Origin of the sequence: Tangfeifania diversioriginum (assembly GCF_900141875.1) — a bacterium.
GTDB classification, from domain to species: Bacteria; Bacteroidota; Bacteroidia; order Bacteroidales; family Prolixibacteraceae; genus Tangfeifania; species Tangfeifania diversioriginum.
The window spans coordinates 1-25614 of the sequence record NZ_FQZE01000025.1 but is presented as its reverse complement, the minus strand read 5'-3'; the positions used below and the strand labels follow the sequence as shown (position 1 = coordinate 25614).

Genomic DNA, 25614 nt, shown 5'->3' with positions numbered 1-25614 from the left:
TTAACATTGAATTAATTTGAATTTGTTTTTACAGAAATCATTTCCATTTATTACAAAATGCTCAATTGTTAAGGCTTGCATCGGTAAAATCATCGTTGGCAATAAGCGGAGAAGCTTCCAAGTGATCAAGCTCCAGAAGCTTTTCCAGCAGCTCAAGGCTCGTCTGGATGTTTTCAAGTGTTGAATCGTCCAGATTTTCCAGTTTTTCAGTCAATTGCTCGTGAAGCAACGAAGGAATTTCCTGCATTAACTGATCGCCTTTAGAAGTAAGAGCAATTGTAACCGTACGTTTATCGCCCCTTTTAGGCAGCCGCGCAACCAGCCCTTTGGTTTCGAGCCGGTTAATAATGCCGCTAGCCGTACTTGAATTGAGGTTTAAAAATTTACGTATTTCTCCCTGTCCGGCCTGATAATTTGTTGAATTGCGCAAAAACTGAAGGCATAAAATCTGTGGAATGCTCACACCATGCTCCTTTTGAATTTTTTTCGATTCCAGATTTATTGACCGAACAATTTTGCGAATTTTAATTAAAATCTCAGTTGTATCCATAATCAGATAGTAAATACCTTCAAAGGTATAACTATTTTTTTTGTCCCCGGGTTACATTTTTCCGCAAGAATAAATTGTGCCCTGGCAAACCACACATTTCCAAAAAACTTATCCTAATCTGGGCATATAAAAGAAAGATTTAAATAAATTTGAATCAAAATTTTAATAAACCATAAAAATCTAAAAAAAGATGATGAAAAAAGGAGTAATCAGGTTCTTATTTTTTGCCGGAATGGCAGCATTAATCACACAGGTTTTCAGTGCCTGTGACCCACAGCCAGAGGAAAAATTCATTGGCTTGCAGCTATACTCTGTACGCCAGGACATGAATGAGGATGCCAAAGCAACAGTAGCCAAAGTGGGCGAAATGGGCTACAAATTTGTGGAAGCGGCAGGTTATGCCGATGGCAAGTTTTACGGCATGTCGCCAGCAGAATTCAAAGAAGTTTGCGAAACCAACGGACTACAGTTCCTGGGTTCCCATACCGGACAGGATGTACCCACTGAAGAAAATTGGGATCAGACAATGGCCTGGTGGGATGAGTGCATTGATGCCCATGCCGAAGCCGGAGTAAAATGGATTGTACAGCCCTGGATGGGCGGTACAGGCTACGAAAGCCTTGACGGGTTAAAACGCTATTGCGAATACTTTAATGCAGTGGGTGAAAAATGCAACCAAAAAGGCATTCGCTTTGGTTACCACAACCACGCCAACGAGTTTACAACCGAACTTGAAGGCAAGCCGGTTTATGACTGGATGCTCGAATTGACCGATCCTGAAAAAGTGATGTTCCAGCTTGATTTATACTGGATTATTGAGGGCGGAAAAGATCCGGTTGCTTATTTTGACGAACACCCCGGAAGATTTGAACTTTGGCACATAAAAGATAAAGAAGAAGTTGGCGCAAGTGGCGAAATCGATTTCGAACGGCTTTTTGCCGAACGCGAAAAATCAGGTGCCCGGTATGGAATTGTAGAAGTGGAAGAGTACAACTTTGAACCGATTGTGAGCGTTGAAAAAAGCCTTGAGTTTTTGAAAAATGCTGAATATGTAGATTTCTACGAATAAATAAATAAATTGAATTAGGCATTTTGTCAATACATCAAAAGTAGCTAAATTAGGGGAAAATGTAATGAAAGATGGAGAACAAATTTAAAAGCCTTACGATTTTTGAGTTTCAGGAGCGTTTTGCTGACGAAAATGCCTGTTATGAATATCTCATTGAATTAAAATGGGGGAATGGTTTTGTTTGCCCAAATTGTGGGCATACCAACTATTGTAAGGGGAAGCGCAAATATGACCGCCAGTTTACCAGTTGCCACCGAATAGTTTCCCCCACAAGCGGAACTTTGTTCCACCAGTTGAAGTTTTCGATATTGAAAGCATTTTATATTGTCTATTATGTCAGCACCAGTAAGAAAGGAATCAGCAGTACAGAACTGAGCAGGAAACTTGGATTGAGACAGAAAACCTGCTGGTCTTTCAAGCAAAAGGTTATGCGAGCAATGAAAAGTAGCGGCAGACATAAAATTAAGGGAAAAGCCGAAGCCGATGAAACTGTGGTTGGTGGGCAGGAAGAAGGAACCAAAGGACGTAAAAACAACAAAAAGAAACTGGTTGTATTTGCCATTGAAAGAAAGGGAAAAGGTATAAGCCGTATGTATGGAAAAGTAATCAAACAAAGCAATTCAAAAGAACTGGGGACATTCCTGGAATCGGTACTGGAAAAGGATGCCAGTATAAAAACCGACAAATGGCGAGGATATCAGCCTCTACGAAAGGAATTCTGTAACCTACTGCAAGTTGAATCCGGGAAGAAAGGAAATAATTTTCCTGACTTACATAGGGCAATTATGGGTTTCAAAGGTTGGCTGAGAGGAATGCATCACCAGGTAGAACATTTACAAGCATACATCGATGAATACTGCTACCGGTTTAACCGTAGCTTTATGAAAGAAGGAATTTTTGATAACCTATTGAGCAGGATGGTCAACGCCCCACCTGTGACGTATAAACAAATTATTGCTTAAGTGCCTAATTCAATAAATAAATTCCAACATAAATGAAACCGTGGTTCATACTTTTGAATCACGGTTTTTTTTCATTGAATTTTAAACCTGATTGTACCCCTCAAAAAAAAGCTAAAAAAGATATTTAATTGTAAAAGCGATATCGAAAATCTGAATGCCTATGCCTCTTTTCCCAAAAACATCGATATAAGGTTTTATTTCCAACCCTGCGGTAACCGGGAAATCGTAAAAAAGATATTCTGCTCCCACCAAACCATCGACACCGGTTACAAAAGCTGTTTTTGTATCGTACCAGCTTGCGTTGTTGCTGGTTTTTAACACATCCCAGCTTTCATAGCCTACATGCACCCCAAATCCATAATAAACAACAAGTTGGTACGAGAAGTCAAACAAATCGTATTCGTAAAACTCGGTGAGTGCATGTAGTTGCAAGCCGCGCAAATCATTTGCATACCGGTTACTGAGCAATGCTTTTAACGATTGTGAATCGTTGAGATAATAACGGTATTCAATCCCGGGATTAAAAATACCTCCGCGTATGCCAACAGCCTGGTTAAATCCCTGTCCAAAGAGCAAACCGGAGAAAAGTAAAAAAGCTGCTATTACCAAAATTCGTTTCATGGAAGTTATTCTTAAATACAGCGCAATTTACTCAATTTTCATTAAATATATTTCCTGAACCCGAAATGCGTGTTTCAATTTCGGGAGTTCCGGAATAATATACACTTCCGCTGCCCGAAATAATTGCTTTCAGAAATTGTTCAACAGTTAACCACATGCTGCCCGAACCGGAAATTGTTGCCTCGCAGCTTTGAAGTTCCATGTCCCAGGCATCGATTTGTCCTGAACCACTAATTACAAAATCAGCTGATTTTGCTGTGCCTGAAACAAATAAAGCCCCCGAACCGGAGATCATCCCGTCCACGGAGTTTGCATCAATTGCTGTTTCAATACTACCCGAACCTGAAATGACAAACTCAAAATGATTCCCTTCAAAAAAATCTGTTGTAATAGTCCCCGATCCACTTTGCTTAATCTCTTCAATAAAAGGAACAGTAATAAAAATTTCCATGGGCAGACTGTTTTTCAAATCACGCAGCCCGCGGGTATGAATCCGTAGCGTATTCCCGCTTACATCTGTTTCAATGTATTGAATCAGGTTCGATTCGGCTTCAACCAGTATATCAAATTCATTTCCGTGAGTTATATGTATATCGAATTCTCCTTCTGATTTTATTTTTGAAAAGTCGGGCGTAATCCTCGCTTCGGTGGCCGAAATGCCGTTACCATCCACCAACAGTTCGTTGATGCACCCTGTGGTAAAAAATAACATAGCAATTGAAGCCAGAGCAATAATCTGATTAATTGGTTTCATGGCGAATTAAATTGTTTTCTGTTGTTTCTGTTAATAATACAAGACTCTGAACTTCACAGTTTGTTACAAAAAACATGCACATTTTTTAACTTTCTTCTTTTTTATTCAAAAATTTATTGATGTCACTTTCTGAATATTGCGGAACAGCCCCATTTTTTGATGCCACAAACGCTCCCACAGCGCATGCAAATTCCACTGATTCCTGCGGCGTTTGATTTTTTGAAAGGCTTGAAATTAACGCCGCCAGAAATGCATCGCCGGCACCTACCGTATCAACTGCTTCCACATTAAACCCGGGGTGTTCGTAGAATTTATCGTTTATCAGCAAGGCTGCTCCATTTGCACCACGGGTTACGCAAACAACACTGCAATTATAAAAGGAAGCCAGCCAGCGCATTACATATTCTTCATTTCCAAACACCTGGTTCCACAACGCAATTTGCTGCAACTCGCTGTCGTTCAGCTTAACAAAATCCGAAAGGCGAAGCAATTCCTGCACAAGTTCAGGCGCATCGTAGGGCGGACGGAGGTTAACGTCCAGCAAGCGGGTTGAATTTATGGTTTTCAGCAAATTAAAAAGTGTTTCTCGGGTAGTGGTATTACGCTGTGCAAGGCTGCCGAAAACAATCAAATCGGAACGCGCTGCTTTTTTCTCCAGCTCTTTCGAGGGCAGGATGTTATCCCACGCAACGGGTTCGCAAATTTCATAAGTGGCATTTTTTTCGTCGTCGAGGGTTACGAGCACTTCGCTGGTTGGCAATTTTTCATCAACAGAAACCAACCGGGTATCCAATCCCGAACTCCCCAAAAACTCCTTGAGCTCTGTTCCCTGCCGGTCGTTGCCAACGCGGCTAACAACCACAGGACTGAGCCCCAGCCGTTTTAAATGAACGGCCACATTCACGGGGGCGCCTCCTGGTTTTTTGCCCGAGGGAAGCATGTCCCAAAGCATTTCGCCAAAACACATTATATTTTTAAAACTATTCCCTTTCATAATCAGAAGTTTGCTTCAAAATTACCCAAAAAAAATGGTCATCCCGAATAATCTGCAAATTAAGTTCAGCGAGAACAGGTCCGGTTAAAATAACACTCGAATATATTATGACATTAATTCGTTCTCTTTTTTTGGACTTCAAACGAATAAAATATTATATTTGCACCCGCAAAATAAATGGTGGATGTAGTTCAGTTGGTTAGAACGCTGGATTGTGGTTCCAGAGGTCGCCGGTTCAAATCCGGTCTTCCACCCCACTTTTTCAAAGCAGTCTGAAAGTTCAGACTGCTTTTTTTGTGTCCATTTATTATTTCGATTTGTATAACTGCCACCAGGGAGTTGTGGGTGATTCGTGGTGCTCGTGGTGGTACCCGAAAAAGTAGCACGAAAGCATTGCCCACAGGTGATTTTTACGCTGGGTGCGCGATTTGTGCGGTTCCATATCGCGGGAATGCGGACGGCGATGTGGCAAATAAGTACCGAAAAAAAAGAGCTGAAAAGTGGCCAGGATTGCTGGAATTACCCAGAAGGCAATTAACTGAATTTCGGAAAACCAAATGAGCAACACATTAAAAGCAATAGCCATCAAAAGAATCTGCCACCAGGTAACGTAATTTTTCATGAACACAAACCACCACACAAAAAAATTATTGCTCCGGGGTGAGAAGTCAGGGTCTTTTTCGGTTCCGGGAAAACGGTGGTGCTGGTAGTGTTTTTTACGTAAAACATTGTACGATAAAAATGCAAAAAGTGTGGTTGAAAGGTGCCCGATAAAATTGTTCAGCCTTCTGCTTTTTGCAACAGTGCCGTGCATAGAATCGTGGGCTGTAATAAAAAGCCCGGTATATAAATAGGCCTGAATTAAAATGTGAAGGTAAAAAAAGGGCGACAGTAAATCGGGTTCAACAAAAAAAAGGGAATAAAGCAAATGCCCCAGCCAGAAGATTAAAATTACTATTGCGACAAAAACACCCATAACACTCTTTTTTTACAGGTGCAATATAATGCAATTCCTTAAAAATTAAGAATATCCTTCAAATTTTTATACCCGTTTTTGCTCACTTTCAGCTTTGTTTTGTCGTGCAGAATAACAATGTACGATTCCTTTTCGTACTGCTGAATTTCGTTGATTTCATCGACTTTAACAATATAGGAGCGGTGGATGCGGATAAAATTTTTGGGGTCGAGCGCGCTTTCGAAATACTTCATGGTTTGCTGTTTCATGTGGCGCCCGTTTTGGGTGTAAATCATTACATAATCGTCCATCGACTCAATAAAACGCACATCGCTTGCAGGAATGATGTTTATTTTATGGCGGTCTTTAACCACAATACGGTCGAGGTACTCCCCTTTCGGGTACTCGCTCATTTTTTCGGCAACGTCGGAAACACTGCCTTCGCTTTCAATCCGCTCTGCCACCTTTTCGATGGCTTCCTTCAGTCGTTCCCTGGAATAAGGTTTCAGCAGGTAATCGGCAGCATTGTATTCAAACGCTTTAATGGCGTACTGGTCGTAGGCTGTGGCAAAAATAATGTGTGGTTTATGGTCGAGCAATTCCAGCATTTCAAAACCGGTAATTTTTGGCATCTGAATATCCAGGAAAACCAGGTCAGGTTTCAGTTCGTTAATCATTTTCACCCCCTCGAAACCATTTTCACATTCTGCTACAAGTTCAATAGTTTCAATCTCTTTCAGGAATGTTTTCAACAGGTTTCGGGCCAGTTCTTCATCTTCAACAATAATGGTTTTTAGTTTCTCCTGCATGGTTAATTTTTTTGTGGAATTGCCAAAGTTACTTTAAAATCTGTTTTGTTGTCTTCCACTTTCATTAAAAGCGGATTGTTGTAAATAATTTGCAAGCGGTCGCGGATGTTGCGCAATCCTATTCCTTCGCCGCGTTTACTAAGTGCTTCCGGGTCGTAATTATTTTGAATGACCACCTCTAGCATATTATCTTTCATTTTGCAACGCGTAACAATGTCAATCGGTTCGGTTGCTTCGTAAACACCATACTTGATGGCATTTTCGTAAAGAGGCTGTAAAATCATGTTGGGGATTTCGGCATCGAGGCACGCTTCATCCACTTCAAAAACCGGATTGAGTTTTTTACCAAACCTTACTTTTTCAATCTGCATGTAAAGTTTGTTGTTTTTCAGCTCCTCGCGAAAAGGCACTTTTTCAACCTGATCATGTTTCAGTGAATAGCGCATCAGGTTCGACAGGTTGATAACCATTTCCTGCGCTTTCACCGGGTCGGCCATGGTTAAAGATGAAATGCTGTTTAGGCTGTTGAATAAAAAATGCGGGTTAATTTGCGATTTAAGGGCATGCAACTCAGCCTCTTTTACCAATCCTTTCAGTTTACCTTCGTTGCGTAATTTTTCTTTAAAACCTTCGTAGTAATTAACGGCATAAAAAAATACCACATAAATAACGTAGAAGGCGTATCCCATAAAAATATTTATAGGAATGCGGTTATCGATATAAACTGATGATTGCGGATGGAGCAGCTTGATGAAAACAACGCCGATGTAGAGCCAAACCAGAACAATAATAGTAGCTGCAATAAAATGTGAAAGAATTACCCGGGGCACACTGTTGTTTTCGAGGGTTGAAAATTTAATTACATACCAGATTGCCGTGCCTATAATGGCAAACAAAAACGGGAGTGCAAAAAATTCAACAGCAGCAGTTCCGGGTTCAACATTAAATGAATACCATTTTAAAAGAACTGTAGCGATTCCGGTGGCAATCCAAAAAAGCAAATAATAGATTACCAACCGGGGTTTTGATAAAAAAGGATGTTTAAAATTCATAAATGGTTTCTACAATGTAAATTCAGTAAAGGCGAATTTACTGATATTTCACTTCTACGCCGCCAAAAGCACAAAATCCTCTAATTACCAATGTTTTTGAGTTGTCGGTTACCACGTCGTGGGCGGTCATTCCCCTTTTGTCTTCAAAAGCACCAAAAATGGCAGTAACTTCATTTTTCACCGACCAGTCGGGAGGAACCTTAAACCCGCTGCCGCCAAAAACGCAAACCGATTCAATCACTGCTCCGTTTTCAGATAATCTCGACTGACGCAGATCGTATTCGGCCCCGCCAAAAATGGAGGTTATTTTTCCACCCAGAAAGTTATTGGAATTCACAAATACTTCCCTGCCACCAAAAATCACAAAGTCATCGAAATAATCAACCGAACACTGATTCCCATTGAGGTTTTGCGGGATTTGAGTGCCCTTTCGATAAGTAAGCAGGAGGGCAACACCAATTCCGATAATCAGCAAAGGCCAGCCAATACGACGCAGTTCATAGGGAATTTGAACGATATCCGGAATCATAAAAAAACCACCGATAACAATCAGAATAGTACCAGATGTTCGGTTTCCGCCAATCATTGAAAATACACCAATCCCAATGAGCAGCATTTTCCATGAAATAAGGACATCGTTCCAGGTATCAGGAATAACATCCAGTTTCACTAAAATCCAGAACACGCCCAGGGCTATCAAAAACAACCCAAACAAAATCCTCTTATTCGATACAGTTTCGTTTTTCATCTCTTCTTTTTCAAATTGTTTCATTTTGAACAAATCCAAAATCCGGATATTCCGGAAGCCGGATTATTAAACATACCGGGCAATCATAACCACTCCGGCACCTATGAGCACAACCGGTAAAACATAAGTGATACTAAACGGAGGAAACAACAGGATTTTGGGCAAAAGGAAAATGCCCCCGACAATTATCAGCACAATTCCTGACGATCGTTTTCCGGCCATTAAAATGAGGCCAACCAGAATAAGCACTACCTGCCAGGAAAAAATAAACTGCCCAAGGCCGTTAAATAAATGGCGAACGGGCATAAACAAATGATTCAGGTGAATAACCGGAAATTCGAAATGAATTCCCAGCCTTTTTAACATCCAGAGCACACCAACGGCAATTAATACAAATGCCAGAACAATTCTCGAATTCGCTTTCTGTGTTGCTTCTTTTTCCATCTTATATTCTCCGGTTAATTTTAACCCAAATATATAAAATGAAAACATGGGAACCGGCTTAACATTCGGTTAACACAAGAAATGAATCGGTAAAAAGTTTATATCACGTGTAATTCAAGAAAATTCTTTTTGGATTGTATTTATTTGTTTTTCTGCATTTTGGCCCACGAATCGCGCAGAGGCACAGTACGGTTAAACACTGGGTTACCGGGAGTTGAGTCGTAATCGGCATTAAAATACCCCACGCGTTCAAACTGGAAATGCTCCAGAGGTTGGGCATCTTTCACAAACGGCTCAATATAACATTCGGGCAAAATCCTCAGCGATTCAGGATTCAGAAATTCTTTGAAATCCACATCTTTATGACCACTGGGATCTTCATCGTTAAACAGCCGATCGTATAATCTCACTTCAGCTTTAACGGCATGTTTTGCCGACACCCAATGCAGTGTGGCTTTCACTTTCCGGCCATCAGGTGAATTTCCTCCGCGCGATGCAGGATCGTATGTACAGCGCAGTTCGGTAATTTCTCCGTTTTCGTCCTTCACCACTTCGTTGCAGGTAACAAAATAGGCATAACGCAAGCGCACTTCGCGCCCGGGTGCCAGTCGGAAAAACTTGCGTGGCGGGTCTTCCATAAAGTCGGCACGTTCAATGAACAGTTCTTTTGAAAACGGCACTTTGCGGGTGCCCATGCTTTCATCTTCCGGGTTATTTACGGCTTCCAGTTCTTCCTCCTGATCTTCGGGGTAATTGGTAATTACCACTTTCAAAGGGTCCAGAACCCCCATAACACGCTGGGCCGTTTTGTTCAGGTGTTCACGAACGCTGTATTCCAGCAACGACACATCAATCATCCCGTCCACTTTTGTTACGCCAATCCTGTCCGAAAAATTCCGAATCGACTCAGGCGTATATCCTCTGCGGCGAAGTCCGGTAATTGTTGGCATCCGCGGATCATCCCATCCGTTAACATGGCCTTCTTTCACGAGTTCGAGCAGCCGACGTTTACTCATAATGGTATAGGTGAGGTTCAGCCGGGCAAACTCAATCTGGCGCGGGCGGTAATCGCTTTCCTGCAACTGATCGATAAACCAGTTGTAAAGCGGGCGGTGTACTTCAAATTCGAGCGTGCAAATGGAATGCGTAACTCCTTCCCAGTAATCGCTCTGCCCGTGGGCAAAATCGTACATGGGATAAATGCACCATTTATCGCCGGTGCGGTGGTGCTTGGCTTTCATAATCCTGTAAATAATGGGGTCGCGCATGTGCATGTTGGGCGAGGCCATATCAATTTTTGCCCGCAAAACATGGGAGCCTTCATCAAACTCGCCGGCAGCCATTTTCTTAAACAATTCCAGGTTTTCTTCGGGAGTACGGTTCCGGCACGGGCTTTCGTAACCGGGCCGTGTGGGCGTTCCTTTCTGGGTGCTGATGGTTTCAGCATCCTGATCATCAACATAAGCCTTGCCCTCTTTCACAAGCTGAATGGCAAAATCATACAATTTATCGAAGTAATCGGAGGCAAAAAACAGCCGGTCTTCCCAGTCGAATCCCAGCCAGCGAACATCTTCTTTTATTGAATCGACGTATTCCATTTCTTCTTTGGTAGGATTGGTATCGTCGAACCGAAGATTGCATTTGCCGCCAAATTTCTCAGCAATTCCAAAATTGAGGCAAATCGACTTTGCATGCCCAATGTGCAAATAACCATTGGGTTCCGGGGGAAAACGGGTGTGCACCCTTCCGTTGTTTTTTCCCTGTTTTAAATCTTCTTCAATCTGTAAATGAATAAAGTTCGATTTTTTCGCCGGTTCGTTGTTGTCGTTATTTGCCATATTGCTACTATTTAAACGCTTGTTATCAATGACTGCAAAATTAAGAAAAGGTTTCTCAGTTTAATTAACGGGCTGGTAATTTCTTTGCTTTAATCACTTATTCTTAATTTCGCCGAAAAAAGTATGGGATTGATTGAAATTGAAGGGATGCACTTTTTTGCCTTCCACGGCCATTTTGAAGCAGAGCGTGTGGTTGGAAATGATTTTCTGGTAGATGTTTCCATAAAAACCGATTGCACAGCTGCCGCCAAATCAGACAATCTGGATGATGCACTGAACTACCAGGCCGTTTACAACCTCATAAAAACGGAGATGAAAATAAAATCGCACCTCCTTGAAAACGTGGCCGGGCGCATTCTCGATGCATTGTTCAATGAATTCCCTTCAATAGAAAGCGCAAAAGTAAAAGTTTCAAAAATGAACCCTCCAATGGGCGGCCAGATTGAAAAGGCCAGCGTTACTTTGTCCCGTTAATTTCATTACCACACCATTTGTCTGGATGCTGAAAAACAATTTTTCACCTGACAAATATCCCTATTTCTGTTATTGAATATTCCTACCTTTGAGTCGAATTTTAAAAGTAAAGCCATGTTTACATCATTCAGCAAATTAAACGAGGGAGGATGTGCAGACACCCCAAAAGGCTGCCGGAAAAACGAACTGCACGAAGGTCTGAACCCAAAAGTTGCTGAGCGCGACAAGCACTTGCGCCGGTGGGCCAACGGGAAAATTTTATCGCACAAAAATTCCCGCTGGGAACAACTTCGCTAACCGAAATTATTACTTCAGCCTGCCGGAATTAATTGCCGCAGAATCAGTGTTCATTTAACCTCCCAAACTAAATCCGGCGATATTTCTTTTTAATCCGGAAAAATTGTTTCAGGGGAATGTATGGTTGTAAAGGCATTTTTCTTAAATTTGCAGTCCAATTTTAAGAAATGGTCTCTTGGCCGAGTGGCTAGGCAGCGGTCTGCAAAACCGCGTACGGCGGTTCGAATCCGCCAGAGACCTCAACATCCGGTAACAGTTTTCACGAACAGTTGCCGGATTTTTTTGTGACACAATCCAAAAATCCTGCATAAAAAAATCCCGCCGGAATTTTTCAACTCCGGCGGGATTTTCTTTTTGAAAGTGGTGCCACCTGGAATTGAACCAGGGACACACGGATTTTCAGTCCGTTGCTCTACCAACTGAGCTATGGCACCGTTTTTTATTTTGGTGATGCAAAAGTAAGCATTTTTTTAAATCCACAAAGAAATATTTGTTCAAATGAAAAATTTAAAACACAACCTCAACACTATCAATTCATTTTAACATTTTCACTATTTTTATTTAGAACAGAAATAAATTAACATCCTTATGAAACCCGCTGTTCTCAGGGTAATGCCTGTGACATTGCATGTTAGCTTCTTGAATTATTTCACAATTTTAAACATAAGCTTTAACCATTGCCCGCATATTTGAATAAGCCCTGCAATTTCCATAATTTTAGTGGACAATTTTACTTTGAAAGTTGCAATACATTTTAGCGTGAAACTGCCAATACATTTTAACTTAAAACTAAAATCATGAAAAAATTAACTACACCTTCATTTTTCGGAATAATTACACTTGGGTTGCTGGTCAGTTTTAGTTTTATGTTTCCATTATCGGACAGCCGCATTGAACCGGGTGATTCTGATTACGATGATTTTGAAACACCCGAGTATTGCGCGCAATGCCACAACCAGTTTTACCAGCAATGGAAGCAGGCCATGATGTCGGAAGCTTACACCCACCACTGGGACGAAATCGAATACTTTAAACTGGCAGTGGCCCATGCTGAGGCTGACCCCGATTTTAAAGAAGCAGTTGACGGATGCAATGGCTGCCACACCCCCATGGCATATCTCGTCGGCGATTTTCCGCCACCCCGTCCTTCAGAAGGTTCACGAGCAAACGAATCAGTTTCGTGCGAAGTTTGTCACCTGATAAAAGGTATTTCCGGCGACACGGCCTACAACTTCAACTTTATTCTCGAACCGGGCGACACCAAATACAGCTCCCGCAAGGGGGAAACCGAATCACCAAATCATGAAATTGTGGAAATTGACCTCCACTCTGACACCCGTCTCTGCGGAACCTGCCACAACGAAAAAAGTCCGTTCGGGGTTTGGGTAAAATCCACTCAGCTGGAATGGGAAGAAGGACCTTATGCCGAAAACGATGTCACCTGCCAGGAGTGTCACATGCCCGACACTGAAATGCGCACAGCCAAACTAGGCAGTACTTATCCGGATGCCCGCATGCACCTTTTCAACGGCGGGCACGACCCCGGCAAAGTCAAAGGAACCATTGAGCTGCGCATTCAGCCCGATATTCGCGAAACCGTTCCGGGCGAAGTAGTGGTCCTCACGGCTACGCTTTTCAACCAAAAAACAGGACATAAATTTCCGACCGGGTCAGTTGAAGACCGCATTGTGTGGCTGCATGTGGAAGCTGAAGATGAAGACGGAAATACTTTCCACATTCCGGTTGACAAAAAAGGATTTGAAGGCGAAGAATACACCATTGCAAGTGATGTGCTGGCCTACCAGGATATGGGTGTACCGCTGGGAATTGAAAATTTTGAAGGCGTCAGAAGAGAAGATGTCCCCATTGGCGACCGCATTTACCGCATGCCCTATTTCGACCCGGAAGGACGCATGACCATAATGCAATGGAACACCGCCTCGCTGGGCGTTGACTACCGCATTGGGCCGCGCGAAACCAAGACAGAAACCTTTACATTTGAATTGCCCTTCGAAATTAAACCCGGAAAGGTTCAGGTTACTGCAACACTTTATTACAGGTTGCTTGTAAAACCTGTTGGCGAATTCCTCGAAGTGCCCGAAGAAGAATATACAGCACTTGAAGTAAACAGCCATTCAACCGAAATTACAGTTTATCCTTAAAACAAAATAATCATGAAAAAAAATCTATCTATTGTAATTCTTACTCTTGCTGCTTTTTTCATTACTGAAACAATTCAGGCAATTCCTGCTTTTGCCCGAAAATACAGGCTGAGCTGCACAACCTGCCACACACCCGCCGCTCCGGCACTCAAAGCTTACGGCGATGAATTTGCAGGCAACGGATTCAGGCTGGAAGAGGAAAGTTCGCCGCGCTACTACGTGGAAACCGGCGACACCGAGTTATCGTTACTGCGTGAGCTGCCCATTGCTGTCAGGCTCGATGGTTTTGTAACCTACAACATGGGCGGAAACGAACGAAGCGATTTTGCATCGCCTTATATCATCAAGCTGCTTTCCGGTGGCGAAATTTCCGAACGCCTCTCCTACTACTTCTATTTTTATTTTAGCGAAAGAGGCGAGGTGGCCGGCGTTGAAGATGCCTTTTTGATGTATAACGACCTTTTTGGAATTGACCTGGATATTGCCCTTGGACAGTTCCAGGTTTCCGACCCACTCTTTAAACGCGAACTCAGATTGTCGCTCGAAGATTATGTGCTTTACACTTCGCAAATCGGAAATTCGGGAATCGGGTTGAAGTATGACAAGGGAGTGATGGTTACCATGGGGCTGGACTCCGGAACAGGTGTATCACTCGAAGTCACCAACGGCAATGGATTGCCAGAAGCACAAAACCGCGTATTCGACCATGACAAGTATAAAAATTTCCTGCTGCATCTTTCACAGGATTTTGGTAAAATGGTAAACGTGGGGGCTTTTGCTTTTACCGGGAAAGAAGATTTGATGCATAGCTTTGCACCCACATCAACCAATGAAGTTTTTATATGGGGTCCTAATTTCACTTTTGCTCCCTCGCCCAAAATTACGCTCAACGCCCAGTATCTGCAGCGGAGCGACTCACAGATTTACAGCAGCTTTAACAGTTCTGCAGAAATGGAGGATGTGAAAACCGACGGGGCGATGGCAGAACTCATCTTTAGTCCCGGCGGCGACCAAACCAAATGGTACCTGTTGGGTCTATACAACTGGGTGGAATCTGATTTTAATGCGGCCGATTACCAGTCTGTCACATTTCATGCGGGATACCTGCTGAGGCGCAATGTGAGATTAGTAGCTGAATACACGCTCGATTTTACCTACAGCGACCATAACATCAATAAATTCAATTTTGGATTTGTTTCCGCGTTCTGATTTGAAAAACTATTCCGAAGCCGGAAAATAATCACGCGAAAAAACCACTTTAACATCAGCCATTTGAACCCGGTTGATCGTTAAGGTGGTTTTTTCGGCTACCTGCCGGCCTTTGTAATCGTATTTTTTATTCAGCATGATTACATCGGGTTTGAGCTGCGAGTAGGTTACAGAAAAATTGTAGGAGACATTTTTGTAATAGTTTGAATTGGAATTGCCCACTGCCAGCGATTTTCCCTGCCGGTTGTGTTTGGAAGACTGAACCGATCCTTCAAGTTTTTTCACCGAATAATCCTCTTTCAGAACAGTAATTTGCCCCGAGAACGAACTGGCATGAAAATCACCCGTCCCGGCGAATGTGGGCTCATCCTGACTAAAGGATATTACCCATGCCGGCTTGCCGTCAACCTCAACTTCCGCTTCCTGCTTTAGATCGAACTGGTAAAGCAACGCCGGATTTAAAACCGATGAACCTGTTCGTACCCAGTCCATGCTAATCAGTTCATCAAAATTCAAAATGCCCGACGAAAAAGTGTAGGCTGGCTCGGCCGGCGTAATTTCATATTTCCGCATCCTGAAAGCATTCAGTTTTGAAGGCTCAACATATCCTACCTTATCGTAAATCAACACCTCAGCCATTTGCACAACTTCAGTAGTATCATCAATTGTTTTTAGATTTTCGTAACTGCATTCCAGGTTAAAAGGCCCGCCAATAAAATTGTAGGGCGTATTTTCCGATGCCATGCGCAGAATTCGCTCAAGCACTCTCGACCGGGCAGCAATATCCACATCATCAATATCATACGATGTAGGCTCCAGTTTAACAATATTGTATTCGCGATCAAAATAAGTATCTACCGGAAATTTCTCATTTTTATACCCCACCGCTGAAAATAATATCTGACCGCCAGCCATTTCTTCCGGAATTTTCAGCTCAAACTCCCCTTCCTCATTACTGGCCGTGCCGTAAAAAGTGCCTTCAATACTTATGTTGGTGAAAGATACTGACTCGTTTGTGGCTTCATCAACCACTTTCCCTTTTATGGTTTGAATAATCTGTGATCCATCCTGGGCCTGAAGGCTAAATCCAAGCGAAATTATTGTAACTAACAGAAACAGTTTCTTCATTTTAAAAATTTTGACTAAAAGTAGTAAAACTATACAATTCAACTTCTATATAACGTTATAATACCCTGTTATTATTTGTTATATTTGCTGAAATCTAAAAGAATTAACATGACAAACAAATATTTTATACTCCTTTTTATACTGTCCGGACTTTTTATGCATTCATGCGTATCAAAAAAGAAGTTCGTGGAGATGCAGGACGGACGTTTGAAGGCAGAGGAACAGGTGCGCCAACTCACTGAAGAAACCAATTACCGTGCCTCGCGAATTGAAGCCCTGATTGCCGATTTTGAGGAAATGAAAAACGAACTGCTCGAAAGCAACGCAAAAAAAGACCAGTATATTGACTCGCTGAACACTGAAATTTCGCGACTTAACGAACTGCTTACCGAACAAAAAGAGTCGTTGCAGGAAACCAGTTTTAGTTTTGGTTTTGAGCAGCAACGCATGAAAGAAGAACTGGAAAACAAAGATGCAAATATCAGGGCACTGCGCGCACAGGTTAATAATCTGGAAGAAGAAATTTCGGACCAATCGACGGTTATCGACGACAAAAACTTTCAGTTAAATTTGCAAAAAGATGAAATTTCATCGCTGGAGTCGAAAGTTAATCAGGCTGAGCAGCAACGCGAGCAACTTCAACAGGAATTGCAGAAAGTGAAAACAGAAACTGAAAATCTCCGGGCCGAAATAGAAGAAAAAGATGCCGAAATTAAGCGTTTGCAAAACAACGTTAACCTGCTCAAAAAAGAACTTGGAGGTGGAGGAAATTAATTTTACAAAAATTATAATCAAATGAGAAAAATTACATTTTTAGGATTGGTTCTCTCGTTAAGTATCGTTGTAATTGCCTGCAACGGTGGATGGGAATCATTATTTAACGGTGAAAACCTGGACGGATGGAAAGTACACGGAACCGAAAAATGGTACGTGGAAGATGGATTGCTGATTTGCGAAAGTGGTCCCGATGAAGCTTACGGGTACCTGTCAACCGAAAAGAATTACGACGACTTTGAACTTTCGGTTGAATTCCTTCAGGAGGCCGACGGCAACAGTGGCGTATTTTTCCGATCCACATTCGACGGCACCAAAGTAAGTGGCTGGCAGGTAGAAGTGGCGCCCCCAAATCACGACACCGGTGGTATTTATGAATCGTACGGTCGCGGCTGGCTGGTACAAATTCCCGATGAAAAAGAAAATATTCTGAAAATGGGCGAATGGAACGAAATGAGGATTCGCGTGGTTGGCGGGCATGTGACCACCTGGCTCAACGGAGAACAGATGGTTGACATTGAAGATGAAAAAATTGCCGAAGGGAAAGGCGCCATTGCCCTGCAAATTCACGATGGCGGCGGCATAAAAGTGAAATGGCGGAACATCAAAATAAAAGAGCTGTAGATAATTGGCTTCTTCTCAATTCAATTAAGTGCCAGTTTACGGCTCAATTGCAAAACATAATACACAAATATAAAGGTTGCTCGCTGGGCAACCTTTTTTTATGGGAACACTTTAAAAAGTAGGTGGAGTAAAAAGGAATCACGAATTTAAATGATTAATTTTTTCCTGCCGGGAGCCTTCATCTTTGCCTTGAAGCAAAGACGAAGCAGAAAATTCAAGGCTGATTTTCATCTTTAACCTCCATTTTCATAAAACCTAACTTCGGCCGGGTGATCTCCTCATATATTCGGAGCTTCCCGGTCTCAGTAAGGTTTCATTTTAATTCCGGTTTCGATGAAAATAGGCCACAGGACTGCAAGTTCGAAGCCATCAAAATCCTGATTGAATCAGGATAAGCGCGCGGGCTTGAAAAAAATGCGGGCCGGGGAGGACATGAACCGACTTTTAGGCCGAAGTAGCCGTAATACGAAAGCCGTTAAGAAAGTCTGGAGCGCGTAGAAGCGCCATAGGCATCCCTCACGGGACTTGATTCTTTTTGCCTTAGGCATCCCTTCGGGGGATACTTCTCATCAAGGAAAAAAGTTAAAAAGCTGAAGAAATAAAAAATGACTGCTTCTTAAGTGAACTTCTTTATATTGAGCAGGTGACCGAAAGTCACCAGCTCAAAAAGGAGAGATCAAAAAAAGGCTGCCTTTTGGGCAACCTTTCAATTTTGAGCGAGAAACGGGACTCGAACCCGCGACCCCGACCTTGGCAAGGTCGTGCTCTACCAACTGAGCTATTCTCGCAAGCGGTACCCGGAGCGGGACTTGAACCCGCACGGCCGTTATAGGGCCATTGGATTTTAAGTCCAACGTGTCTACCAATTCCACCATCCGGGCATCCTTTTCAAAAAACGAGGAAAAATCGGGATAAACTTCTCGTCCCTTTTTCTCTCCTTCGAGCGAGAAACGGGACTCGAACCCGCGACCCCGACCTTGGCAAGGTCGTGCTCTACCAACTGAGCTATTCTCGCTAATGGTAATGAACTTCTTCTGTTATCAGTGATTTCCCACTTTTCAGCGGGTTGCCTTTTTCAGAAGCGATGCAAATATATTGCTATTTTTTTGTTATCACAAAATTCTGAAAAAAAAATGCCTGTGCCTACTTCAACCCTGTCAATTTCTTAATCTCATTAAGTTTGTTCAGGGCTTCCACGGGGGTCAGGTTGTTAATATCGAGCGTGGCTATCTCGTCGCGGATTTGCTTGAGTACCGGATCGTCGAGCTGGAAAAAACTCATTTGCATCCCTTCGCGATTCCCGCCGATTTCTCCCAGTGGTTTCGAAAGGTCTTCCTTCCCTTTTTCACCTTCCAGTTTTTTCAAAATTTGTTCGGCACGCTTAGTTACCGATTTGGGCATTCCGGCCATGGAAGCCACGTGAATACCAAAACTGTGGTTACTTCCGCCTTTCACCAGCTTGCGTAAAAAAATCACCTTATTCTCCACCTCTTTTACTGAAACATTAAAATTTTTCACCCGCGAAAACGATCCTTCCATTTCATTCAGCTCGTGGTAATGGGTGGCAAAAAGTGTTTTCGCTTTGGCACGCGGGTGTTCGTGCAGGTGCTCCACAATCGACCAGGCAATGGAGAGGCCATCGTAGGTAGAAGTTCCGCGCCCCAGCTCATCAAACAAAATCAGGCTGCGGTCCGAAACATTATTCAGAATGCTGGCCGCTTCGTTCATTTCCACCATGAAAGTGGATTCCCCAAGCGAAATATTATCGGATGCCCCAACGCGGGTAAATATTTTATCGACAATCCCGATTTTAGCCGCTTCGGCAGGAACGAAACTCCCCATTTGTGCCAGCAAAACAATCAGCGCTGTTTGGCGCAGCAGCGCCGATTTACCTGCCATATTCGGCCCCGTAATTATAATAATCTGCTGATCTTCCTGATCCAGCTTTACATCGTTGGCAATATATGATTCGCCAATAGGCAACTGGTGCTCGATAACCGGATGCCGTCCGTTTTTGATTTCGACAGAAGTACTGTCGTAAATCTCGGGCCTGAAATAGTTATAGGTTGAAGCGCAGGCAGAAAAAGACAACAAACAATCAATCTGCGCCAGGATATTTGAATTCAACTGGATGGCCGAAATGTATTCCGACAAAGCAAAAACAAGCTCATTAAATAACTTCGATTCGAGTACCTGAATTTTTTCTTCGGCACCTAAAATTTTCGATTCGTATTCCTTCAGCTCTTCAGTAATATACCGCTCGGCATTCACCAGTGTTTGTTTTCGAATCCAGTCGTCCGGAACTTTACTTTTATGCGTATTTCTCACCTCGATATAATAGCCAAAAACATTGTTGAAACTCACCTTGAGCGAGGGAATTCCATATTTTTCGCTCTCGCGTTTTTGCAGGTTTATCAGGTAATCTTTCCCGGAATAGGCAATTTCGCGAAGCTCATCCAGCTCTTTCGAAACCCCTTCGGCAATAGTTTTACCTTTGTTCACGGCAGTTGGCGGATCGGGAACAATTTCCTGCTCAATTTTTTCCCGTATTAAATCACATGGATTAAGCTGTTCAGCAAAACGTTTCAGCGTTTTATTTTCGGCATTCTCGCAAACTGATTTTACCGGGGCGATGGCATTGAGTGCATTTTTCACATGCACCATTTCGCGTGGATTAATTCGCCCAACCGCTACTTTTGAAACCAGCCGCTCCAAATCCCCAATCTGACGTAAATGCTCTTCGAGGTTTTCTCTGGTGTCAGGCTGTTTCAGAAAAAATTCCACCACGTTGAGCCGGTCGTTTATCGGGTCGATATCTTTCAGCGGCAGGGCCAGCCAGCGTTTCAGCAACCGCGACCCCATGGGGGTGATGGTTTTATCGATGACCTGAAGCAATGATTTACCTCCTTCATGAATTGGTGAAAACAGTTCAAGATTACGGATAGTAAACCTGTCGAGCCAAACATAATGCTCTTCTTCAATACGACTAAGGCCGGTAATGTGTTTTATGTGAAGGTGCTGGGTGTAATCGAGGTAATGCAACACAGCGCCCGAAGCAATAATGGACAGTGGCATGTTCTGAATACCGAACCCCTTGAGTGATGTGGTTTCAAAATGCCGGGTCAGGCGGTCGGTGGCAGCATCGAGGGTATAAACCCAGTCGTCGAGCTTGTAGGTATAAAATTTATTGCCGAAAATCTCTTCAAACTCCTGCCCTCTCCCCCGCTGAAAAAGCACCTCTTTGGGCTGAAAAGAATTGAGCAGCTTATCTACATATTCAAAATTTCCCTCAGCGGTAAGAAATTCACCGGTGGAAATATCCATAAAAGCCACGCCGGCCATTTTTTTATCGAAATGCACTGATGCAAGGAAATTATTTTCCCTGTTCTCCAAAATATTTTCGTTGATGGAAACGCCCGGGGTAACCAGCTCGGTGATGCCTCGCTTCACTATCTTTTTGGTCATTTTGGGATCTTCCAGCTGCTCGCAAATCGCCACCCGCTGACCTGCCCTCACCAGTTTGGGCAGGTAAGTTTCCAGGGCGTGATGCGGAAATCCGGCCAGCTCCACATAACTGGCTGCACCATTGGCCCGCCGGGTAAGGGTTATCCCCAAAATTTCGGCCGATTTAATGGCATCTTCACCAAAGGTTTCATAAAAATCGCCTACCCTGAAAAGCAACACCGCATCAGGATGTTTGTCCTTGATTTTGTAATACTGCTTCATCAAGGGCGTTTCCACATATTTTTTCTTATCAGTCATCGGAAAGCAAAGATAGTGGTTTGAGCATTGAAGGAAAAATATTGCTCCCTTGTTCAATCATTATTTTTCAACAAAAGCTCAAGGTATTTTTAATCAGCCCTTGAGTTTTGCTATCAGTTCTTCATGAATTTCCGGGCGGGCAAACAGCAGATGGTTTTCGCCCCTTTCCCAGAGATTTCCCTGCCAGTCGGTAAACATGCAACCGGCTTCGGTAGCAATCACAATTCCAGCGGCAAAATCCCACAATTCATCGCCCGAGCAAATGAACCCGTCGAACGACCCGTTGGCTACGTAGCACAGTTCCAGGGCAGTTGTGCCCAGTTTGCGAAGCCGATAATCGCACGCCAGTCGCTCATTTACAGCGGCATATTTCAGTTTGTCTTTATCGCATGAACCGTGATTCAGAAACAGGTTGATGCCATAATCTTTCCTGAACCGGGGCATTTTCAACCGTTCCCCGTTGCAATAAGCGCCTTGTTCTTTTTCTGCGTAGTATTCATTTTGAAGCACCGGGTCGATAATAACGCCAGCCAGTGACTGCGAACCGTGGATGAGGCCAACTGAAACGGCAAAAAGCGGCAGCGCCCGGGCAAAATTGGAAGTTCCGTCTAACGGATCGACCACCCATTGTGGGCCGTCAGCGATGCCAGTCTGCCCACTTTCTTCGCTGATTATTCCGTAGTCAGAATTTTCGCGCAACACTTTCAGAATGACCTTTTCAGCAGCGATATCGGTGTCGGTTACCAGGGTTTCGGAACCGGCCTTCAACCTTGTTTCAGGAATTTTACCGTACCGATCCCGAATGATTTCAGCTCCGGCGCGGGCAGCTTTCAGTGCAATGTTCAATTCCGGAGAAAGATTGTGCATAACTCAGATGACCTAAATTTCCGGTGCATTTTCCAGCAAATATTTTTCTGCCTCCACATTCCACAATCCTTTGGTTTTGCTCACCAGTTTGGCGAGTTCAGCATAAAACGGATCGCTTTTCCCTTTTTCTTCAAAATCGGAAATGGCAGTAAGCGAAAGTTTTTTGTGCGTGTAAATCAATTTCTTGCCACCTGGAATTTTGGGCAGATTCAGGGTGGTTTCTGCCACGGCGTTCAGCCCGCCAACATGGGTAATTAATCCCGCCGGATCGAGACCTTTACTCATACAGTCGAGCGCTTCCACCATGTCATCGTTGTTTCCGCCCGAAGTACCGACAATGTGCGTGTAAGCATAATGCACATTGTAAAAATTCAGTTTTGCAGAAAAATTCGGATCAGACGGTCCGGCAAAAAAGTTGAGGCAGCCGTCGTGTGCCAGAATAGCATCTCCTTGTTCCACAACCGGTGCAACGGGAGCAAAAACAAAAACATCGTTGTAGCCGCCACCGGAAATCTCCTTCAGCTTTTCCACCGGATTATCCACATTCCCGGTATTCAGATAAATCAATTCAATGCCTTTTTCATTGGCCCATGCAGGCGGAAAAATTTCCGCTGCCCGGTCGAGGCGGCCCTGGTCGATGTCGGTTATTACCAACTGCGATGGTTTGCGGTCCTTGCGGTTTACCACGTAGTTGATGGCAGCCAGTCCCATGGGACCAACTCCTGCGAGAATCGCCATTTTGCCGCCGTCCACAATCTCCATCTGGTGAATGTACGAACCCGGTTTGGTGTGGTAGTTTGCATGCATGGCACCAATCACACAGCTCAGTGGTTCAGCCAGCGAGGCGGGATAATAACCGGGGCCGTCGTAAGCCAGCAGGCAGTCCTGTTCCAGTACATCTTTCGGGATGATAACGTAGGTGGCATCGCCACCAATATGCGGATAAGAATAACCCGGAGCGCTCAAAATCCCCATCGGGCCATTTTCGTAATAAATGGCCGGCTGGATTGAATATTTCTGCCCGGGCTTAAATTTGTGCTGCCATTTGGCACCCACTTCCACAATTTCGCCGGCAAACTCGTGCCCGATGATTATTGGGTTTTCATGCACATTGTCTGGAACCCGTTTGTGGTCGGGCCCCTGTTTGGCTGCTTTATAGCTCGACATGCAAATACTGTCGGACACTACTTTTGCCAAAATTTCATCTTCTTTTATCTGCGGAAGCTCAAACTCTTCGAGCCGTAAATCTTCTTTTCCGTATAATCTAATCGCTTTTGTCTTCATATTTCTTTATTCTTTGCGTCTTGGTGTCTCAGCGGTTCGAATTTTTACCGCAAAGGCGCAGAGGCGCGGAGTTTATTTCAACATATTTTGTCCGCCGGTTACGGGAACTGCCTGGCCCGTTTCGTAATGCTGGTCAATGACGTAAAAAATGGCTTTGGCCACGTCTTCGGGTGTGCAACCACGGCCGGCTGGCACCTGCACTTCGTAAAACGCTTTTACATCGGCAATAGTTTTGGCGCCCGGCACTTTTCCTGCATTGAGGTACTGCACAAAAAGGCCTTTTTCGGGGTCGCTCCACAGCGGACCGTCGAAAAAGTTACCCGGACAAATGGAATTTACTTTAATATTGAATGGCATCAGTTCCAGCGCAAATGATTGGGTGAGACCAATTCCGCCAAATTTACCGCCGGCATAAGCAAAGTTTTTATTACTGCCCTTCAACCCTGACTTTGAATTGATTTGTATAATGTCCATAAAATGGTTGGGCCGTATGGAATGTTGCAACCTCATCACCGGTTTGGCGTATTTTGCACACAGAAAATAGCCAGTGTAATTGACTCTGGTCATCAATTCAAATGTTTTCTGATCCATCTCGTCGAGACTGCCGGCGTGCAGAATCCCGGCGTTGGAAATCAGTACATCCAGTCCGCCAAAACTGAGCACGGTTTCGCTCACCATGCTTTCTACCGAGGCGGCTTCGGCCACATTTACTTTAATAAAGCGGGCCCTGTTTTTGGTTTTTCGGGTATTGAGCTGTTCGGCAAATTCGTTTCCTTTCTCTTCGTTCAGGTCGGCTACCACAATGTTGGCGCCCTGGTTGAAAAGGATTTCGGCAATGCCGGCCCCAAATCCCTGGGCAGCGCCTGTAACAATAATTGATTTGTTCTCCACGCGCCCCATCTGTTGGCTGCCCAGCATCACTTTTTTGCGGTAATTTTCCACTTCCCAGTTTTCGATAAAAGCAGCCTGTTCGCCTGTAAGAGGATGCGGACCACCAAAATTTTCTGAAAAATTGCTGATTTGGCAAAAATCGTTCACCATATCTTTTAAATGGCCAACAGAAACGGAAGAGTCTTCGGCGGCAATTGCGCCTTCATTCTGAACAAAAATAATTTTCGGGAATATTCCGCGGCGCGATTTAAATTCTGCAATTTTAGTACGGGTCTCCTCAATTATTTCTTCTTCAGATGAGCTGCTTTCAACAAAAAGGTATTCCGACAGGCAGTAAACCATCTGATCGGGATTAAACGGCCGGGAGATGCCTGCTTTGAAAGCTTCTTTTCCGGAAATAAAATTTTTTATCACTGAGCTGCTGAAGGCCGTGGCCACTTTCAGCTTTTCTTCAGAAAGTAACATGCGGATAGCCGGAACCACACCGGTTAGTTTTTTAGAAACAGGCTCTTCAATATTTTCCGGGAATTGGTCAAAAGTGCCTTTCAGCTTTTTGGCCACATCGGAATAAATGGCATTTATTTCATCAACCGAATTGGCGGCCACAAAAATTCCATGGTTCTGAATGAGGACAATTTGCGGATCGCGATTAAACTTTTTATTATATTCCTCAATTTTTTCTGCAATGATTTTAAAAAGCACAAACCCCGGGTCGGAATAGGGAATATAAAGCACCTCTTCGCCAAATATTTCAATGGTTTTTTGTTCTGCCTGATTGCTGCACATGAGGCCATTGACAAGCGTTGAATGGGTGTGTACCACAAACTTATAGCTAAACAAATTGTGCAGCGATGTTTCCACCGACGGACGTAAACCCAAATCAGGATTGACCCGACTTTTGAGCAGGGCATTTTTTACTTCATCTTCCCGTTTAACCGGGTCATCTGAAAATTCCTGGTTGGGGATTTCGTTCAGCTTTTGGCGGTCGAGTACACAAAATCCATTCTCGTCGATGTCGCCCAGATTCACACCACTGGCTTTTATCCACAGGTGTTTTTCGTCTTTAAAGGAAGTGTTCCCGCCCCCGGCAATCACATACTCTTTTTTTTGCCCGTAAAATCTTGAAACGTCTATTAAATTTTTTATTTCCGGTTTCATGGTTTTTCTTATTAGCACCGTACTTTAGCGCGGTGACAATTGTATTTTTATTTTGACCGGATTTGATGAATCAATACTTCGTTAAAAATGTGGATAACTATTTGAAAATGAGCAAACCAAGTCATCAAAATATTTAATCAAACCCCCTGACAGTCAGTGTATTGATGGATTTTGCCACAAATCTGTTA

At 43.5% G+C, this 25614-nt stretch carries 23 protein-coding genes and 6 tRNA genes; 10 read left to right on the top strand and 19 right to left on the bottom strand.

Features of this window, described 5'->3' with window-relative positions; translation table 11 throughout:
• Window positions 1–61 precede the first annotated feature (61 nt).
• On the bottom strand, window positions 62–550 hold the full coding sequence (locus BUC07_RS15035; RefSeq protein ID WP_073171248.1) for a MarR family winged helix-turn-helix transcriptional regulator: 489 nt from the start codon (window positions 548–550) through the stop codon (window positions 62–64).
• 190 nt (window positions 551–740) lie between these two features.
• On the opposite strand from BUC07_RS15035, the gene BUC07_RS15030 reads away from it, so the two are divergent.
• Window positions 741–1619, top strand: a complete 879-nt coding sequence (locus tag BUC07_RS15030) for a sugar phosphate isomerase/epimerase family protein (RefSeq protein WP_245792716.1) — start codon at window positions 741–743, stop codon at window positions 1617–1619.
• Window positions 1620–1690: 71 nt separating this feature from the next.
• On the top strand, window positions 1691–2581 hold the full coding sequence (locus tag BUC07_RS15025; protein ID WP_073171245.1) for an IS1595 family transposase: 891 nt from the start codon (window positions 1691–1693) through the stop codon (window positions 2579–2581).
• Window positions 2582–2692: 111 nt separating this feature from the next.
• Here BUC07_RS15025 and BUC07_RS15020 read toward each other — a convergent pair whose 3' ends face one another.
• From BUC07_RS15020 to BUC07_RS15010, 3 genes are all read right to left on the bottom strand, one after another.
• On the bottom strand, window positions 2693–3202 hold the full coding sequence (locus tag BUC07_RS15020; RefSeq protein ID WP_073171242.1) for a hypothetical protein: 510 nt from the start codon (window positions 3200–3202) through the stop codon (window positions 2693–2695).
• A 31-nt stretch (window positions 3203–3233) separates the two neighbouring features.
• Window positions 3234–3956 carry a head GIN domain-containing protein gene (locus BUC07_RS15015; protein ID WP_073171239.1) on the bottom strand — a complete coding sequence of 241 codons (723 nt, stop codon included), beginning with the start codon at window positions 3954–3956 and terminating at the stop codon, window positions 3234–3236.
• Between the two features lie 85 nt (window positions 3957–4041).
• On the bottom strand, window positions 4042–4950 hold the full coding sequence (locus BUC07_RS15010) for a carbohydrate kinase family protein (protein WP_073171237.1): 909 nt from the start codon (window positions 4948–4950) through the stop codon (window positions 4042–4044).
• A 180-nt stretch (window positions 4951–5130) separates the two neighbouring features.
• Between BUC07_RS15010 and BUC07_RS15005 the strand changes: the two genes are divergently transcribed.
• Window positions 5131–5207: transfer RNA gene (locus BUC07_RS15005), tRNA-His, on the top strand.
• A 50-nt stretch (window positions 5208–5257) separates the two neighbouring features.
• On the opposite strand, the gene BUC07_RS15000 is transcribed toward BUC07_RS15005, so the two are convergent.
• From BUC07_RS15000 to BUC07_RS14975, 6 genes are all read right to left on the bottom strand, one after another.
• Complete coding sequence (locus tag BUC07_RS15000; RefSeq protein ID WP_073171234.1) at window positions 5258–5926, bottom strand: fatty acid desaturase; 669 nt, start codon at window positions 5924–5926, stop codon at window positions 5258–5260.
• A gap of 38 nt (window positions 5927–5964) precedes the next feature.
• Window positions 5965–6714 carry a LytR/AlgR family response regulator transcription factor gene (locus tag BUC07_RS14995; protein ID WP_073171231.1) on the bottom strand — a complete coding sequence of 250 codons (750 nt, stop codon included), beginning with the start codon at window positions 6712–6714 and terminating at the stop codon, window positions 5965–5967.
• A gap of 2 nt (window positions 6715–6716) precedes the next feature.
• Window positions 6717–7766: a sensor histidine kinase gene (locus BUC07_RS14990; RefSeq protein ID WP_073171228.1), complete on the bottom strand. Its 1050-nt coding sequence runs from the start codon at window positions 7764–7766 to the stop codon at window positions 6717–6719.
• A gap of 37 nt (window positions 7767–7803) precedes the next feature.
• Window positions 7804–8538: a LiaF transmembrane domain-containing protein gene (locus tag BUC07_RS14985; RefSeq protein ID WP_073171225.1), complete on the bottom strand. Its 735-nt coding sequence runs from the start codon at window positions 8536–8538 to the stop codon at window positions 7804–7806.
• Window positions 8539–8580: 42 nt separating this feature from the next.
• On the bottom strand, window positions 8581–8958 hold the full coding sequence (locus tag BUC07_RS14980) for a LiaF transmembrane domain-containing protein (RefSeq protein WP_139279608.1): 378 nt from the start codon (window positions 8956–8958) through the stop codon (window positions 8581–8583).
• A 140-nt stretch (window positions 8959–9098) separates the two neighbouring features.
• The gene (locus BUC07_RS14975) at window positions 9099–10796 is read right to left on the bottom strand and encodes a glutamine--tRNA ligase/YqeY domain fusion protein (protein ID WP_073171220.1); all 1698 of its coding nucleotides are present in this window, start codon (window positions 10794–10796) and stop codon (window positions 9099–9101) included.
• 123 nt (window positions 10797–10919) lie between these two features.
• Between BUC07_RS14975 and folB the strand changes: the two genes are divergently transcribed.
• The 3 genes from folB (at window position 10920) to BUC07_RS14960 (ending at window position 11807) form a co-directional block, all read left to right on the top strand.
• A complete protein-coding gene (gene folB, locus BUC07_RS14970; RefSeq protein ID WP_073171217.1) occupies window positions 10920–11270 on the top strand; it encodes a dihydroneopterin aldolase in 351 nt (116 codons plus the stop codon).
• Window positions 11271–11384: 114 nt separating this feature from the next.
• Window positions 11385–11567 (top strand): hypothetical protein, encoded by a 183-nt coding sequence (locus BUC07_RS14965; RefSeq protein WP_139279607.1) that lies wholly within the window; start codon window positions 11385–11387, stop codon window positions 11565–11567.
• 169 nt (window positions 11568–11736) lie between these two features.
• A tRNA-Cys gene (locus BUC07_RS14960) sits at window positions 11737–11807 on the top strand.
• A 121-nt stretch (window positions 11808–11928) separates the two neighbouring features.
• On the opposite strand, the gene BUC07_RS14955 is transcribed toward BUC07_RS14960, so the two are convergent.
• Window positions 11929–12001: transfer RNA gene (locus BUC07_RS14955), tRNA-Phe, on the bottom strand.
• A gap of 363 nt (window positions 12002–12364) precedes the next feature.
• Here BUC07_RS14955 and BUC07_RS14950 point away from each other — a divergent pair.
• Both BUC07_RS14950 and BUC07_RS14945 read left to right on the top strand, forming a co-directional pair.
• Window positions 12365–13729, top strand: coding sequence for a multiheme c-type cytochrome (locus tag BUC07_RS14950; RefSeq protein ID WP_073171213.1), 1365 nt, complete (start codon window positions 12365–12367; stop codon window positions 13727–13729).
• A gap of 12 nt (window positions 13730–13741) precedes the next feature.
• Window positions 13742–14938: a hypothetical protein gene (locus BUC07_RS14945; RefSeq protein WP_073171211.1), complete on the top strand. Its 1197-nt coding sequence runs from the start codon at window positions 13742–13744 to the stop codon at window positions 14936–14938.
• A gap of 9 nt (window positions 14939–14947) precedes the next feature.
• On the opposite strand, the gene BUC07_RS14940 is transcribed toward BUC07_RS14945, so the two are convergent.
• The gene (locus BUC07_RS14940) at window positions 14948–16066 is read right to left on the bottom strand and encodes a carboxypeptidase-like regulatory domain-containing protein (protein WP_073171208.1); all 1119 of its coding nucleotides are present in this window, start codon (window positions 16064–16066) and stop codon (window positions 14948–14950) included.
• Between the two features lie 108 nt (window positions 16067–16174).
• Between BUC07_RS14940 and BUC07_RS14935 the strand changes: the two genes are divergently transcribed.
• Together BUC07_RS14935 and BUC07_RS14930 are read left to right on the top strand one after the other, a co-directional pair.
• On the top strand, window positions 16175–16840 hold the full coding sequence (locus tag BUC07_RS14935; RefSeq protein WP_073171205.1) for a hypothetical protein: 666 nt from the start codon (window positions 16175–16177) through the stop codon (window positions 16838–16840).
• Between the two features lie 21 nt (window positions 16841–16861).
• Window positions 16862–17464, top strand: a complete 603-nt coding sequence (locus tag BUC07_RS14930; RefSeq protein ID WP_073171202.1) for a 3-keto-disaccharide hydrolase — start codon at window positions 16862–16864, stop codon at window positions 17462–17464.
• Between the two features lie 715 nt (window positions 17465–18179).
• Here BUC07_RS14930 and BUC07_RS14925 read toward each other — a convergent pair.
• The 7 genes from BUC07_RS14925 to BUC07_RS14895 all read right to left on the bottom strand — a co-directional run bounded on the left by BUC07_RS14925 (window position 18180) and on the right by BUC07_RS14895 (window position 25426).
• Window positions 18180–18252: transfer RNA gene (locus BUC07_RS14925), tRNA-Gly, on the bottom strand.
• Window positions 18253–18258: 6 nt separating this feature from the next.
• Window positions 18259–18345 (bottom strand) — tRNA-Leu (locus tag BUC07_RS14920).
• A gap of 61 nt (window positions 18346–18406) precedes the next feature.
• Window positions 18407–18479: transfer RNA gene (locus BUC07_RS14915), tRNA-Gly, on the bottom strand.
• A 128-nt stretch (window positions 18480–18607) separates the two neighbouring features.
• Entirely contained in the window at window positions 18608–21190 is a 2583-nt protein-coding gene (gene mutS / locus BUC07_RS14910; protein ID WP_245792715.1) for a DNA mismatch repair protein MutS, read from the bottom strand.
• A gap of 129 nt (window positions 21191–21319) precedes the next feature.
• A complete protein-coding gene (locus tag BUC07_RS14905; RefSeq protein ID WP_073171195.1) occupies window positions 21320–22093 on the bottom strand; it encodes an inositol monophosphatase family protein in 774 nt (257 codons plus the stop codon).
• Window positions 22094–22105: 12 nt separating this feature from the next.
• Window positions 22106–23377: a zinc-binding dehydrogenase gene (locus BUC07_RS14900; RefSeq protein ID WP_073171192.1), complete on the bottom strand. Its 1272-nt coding sequence runs from the start codon at window positions 23375–23377 to the stop codon at window positions 22106–22108.
• Between the two features lie 72 nt (window positions 23378–23449).
• On the bottom strand, window positions 23450–25426 hold the full coding sequence (locus tag BUC07_RS14895; RefSeq protein WP_073171190.1) for an SDR family NAD(P)-dependent oxidoreductase: 1977 nt from the start codon (window positions 25424–25426) through the stop codon (window positions 23450–23452).
• Between the last annotated feature and the right edge of the window lie 188 nt (window positions 25427–25614).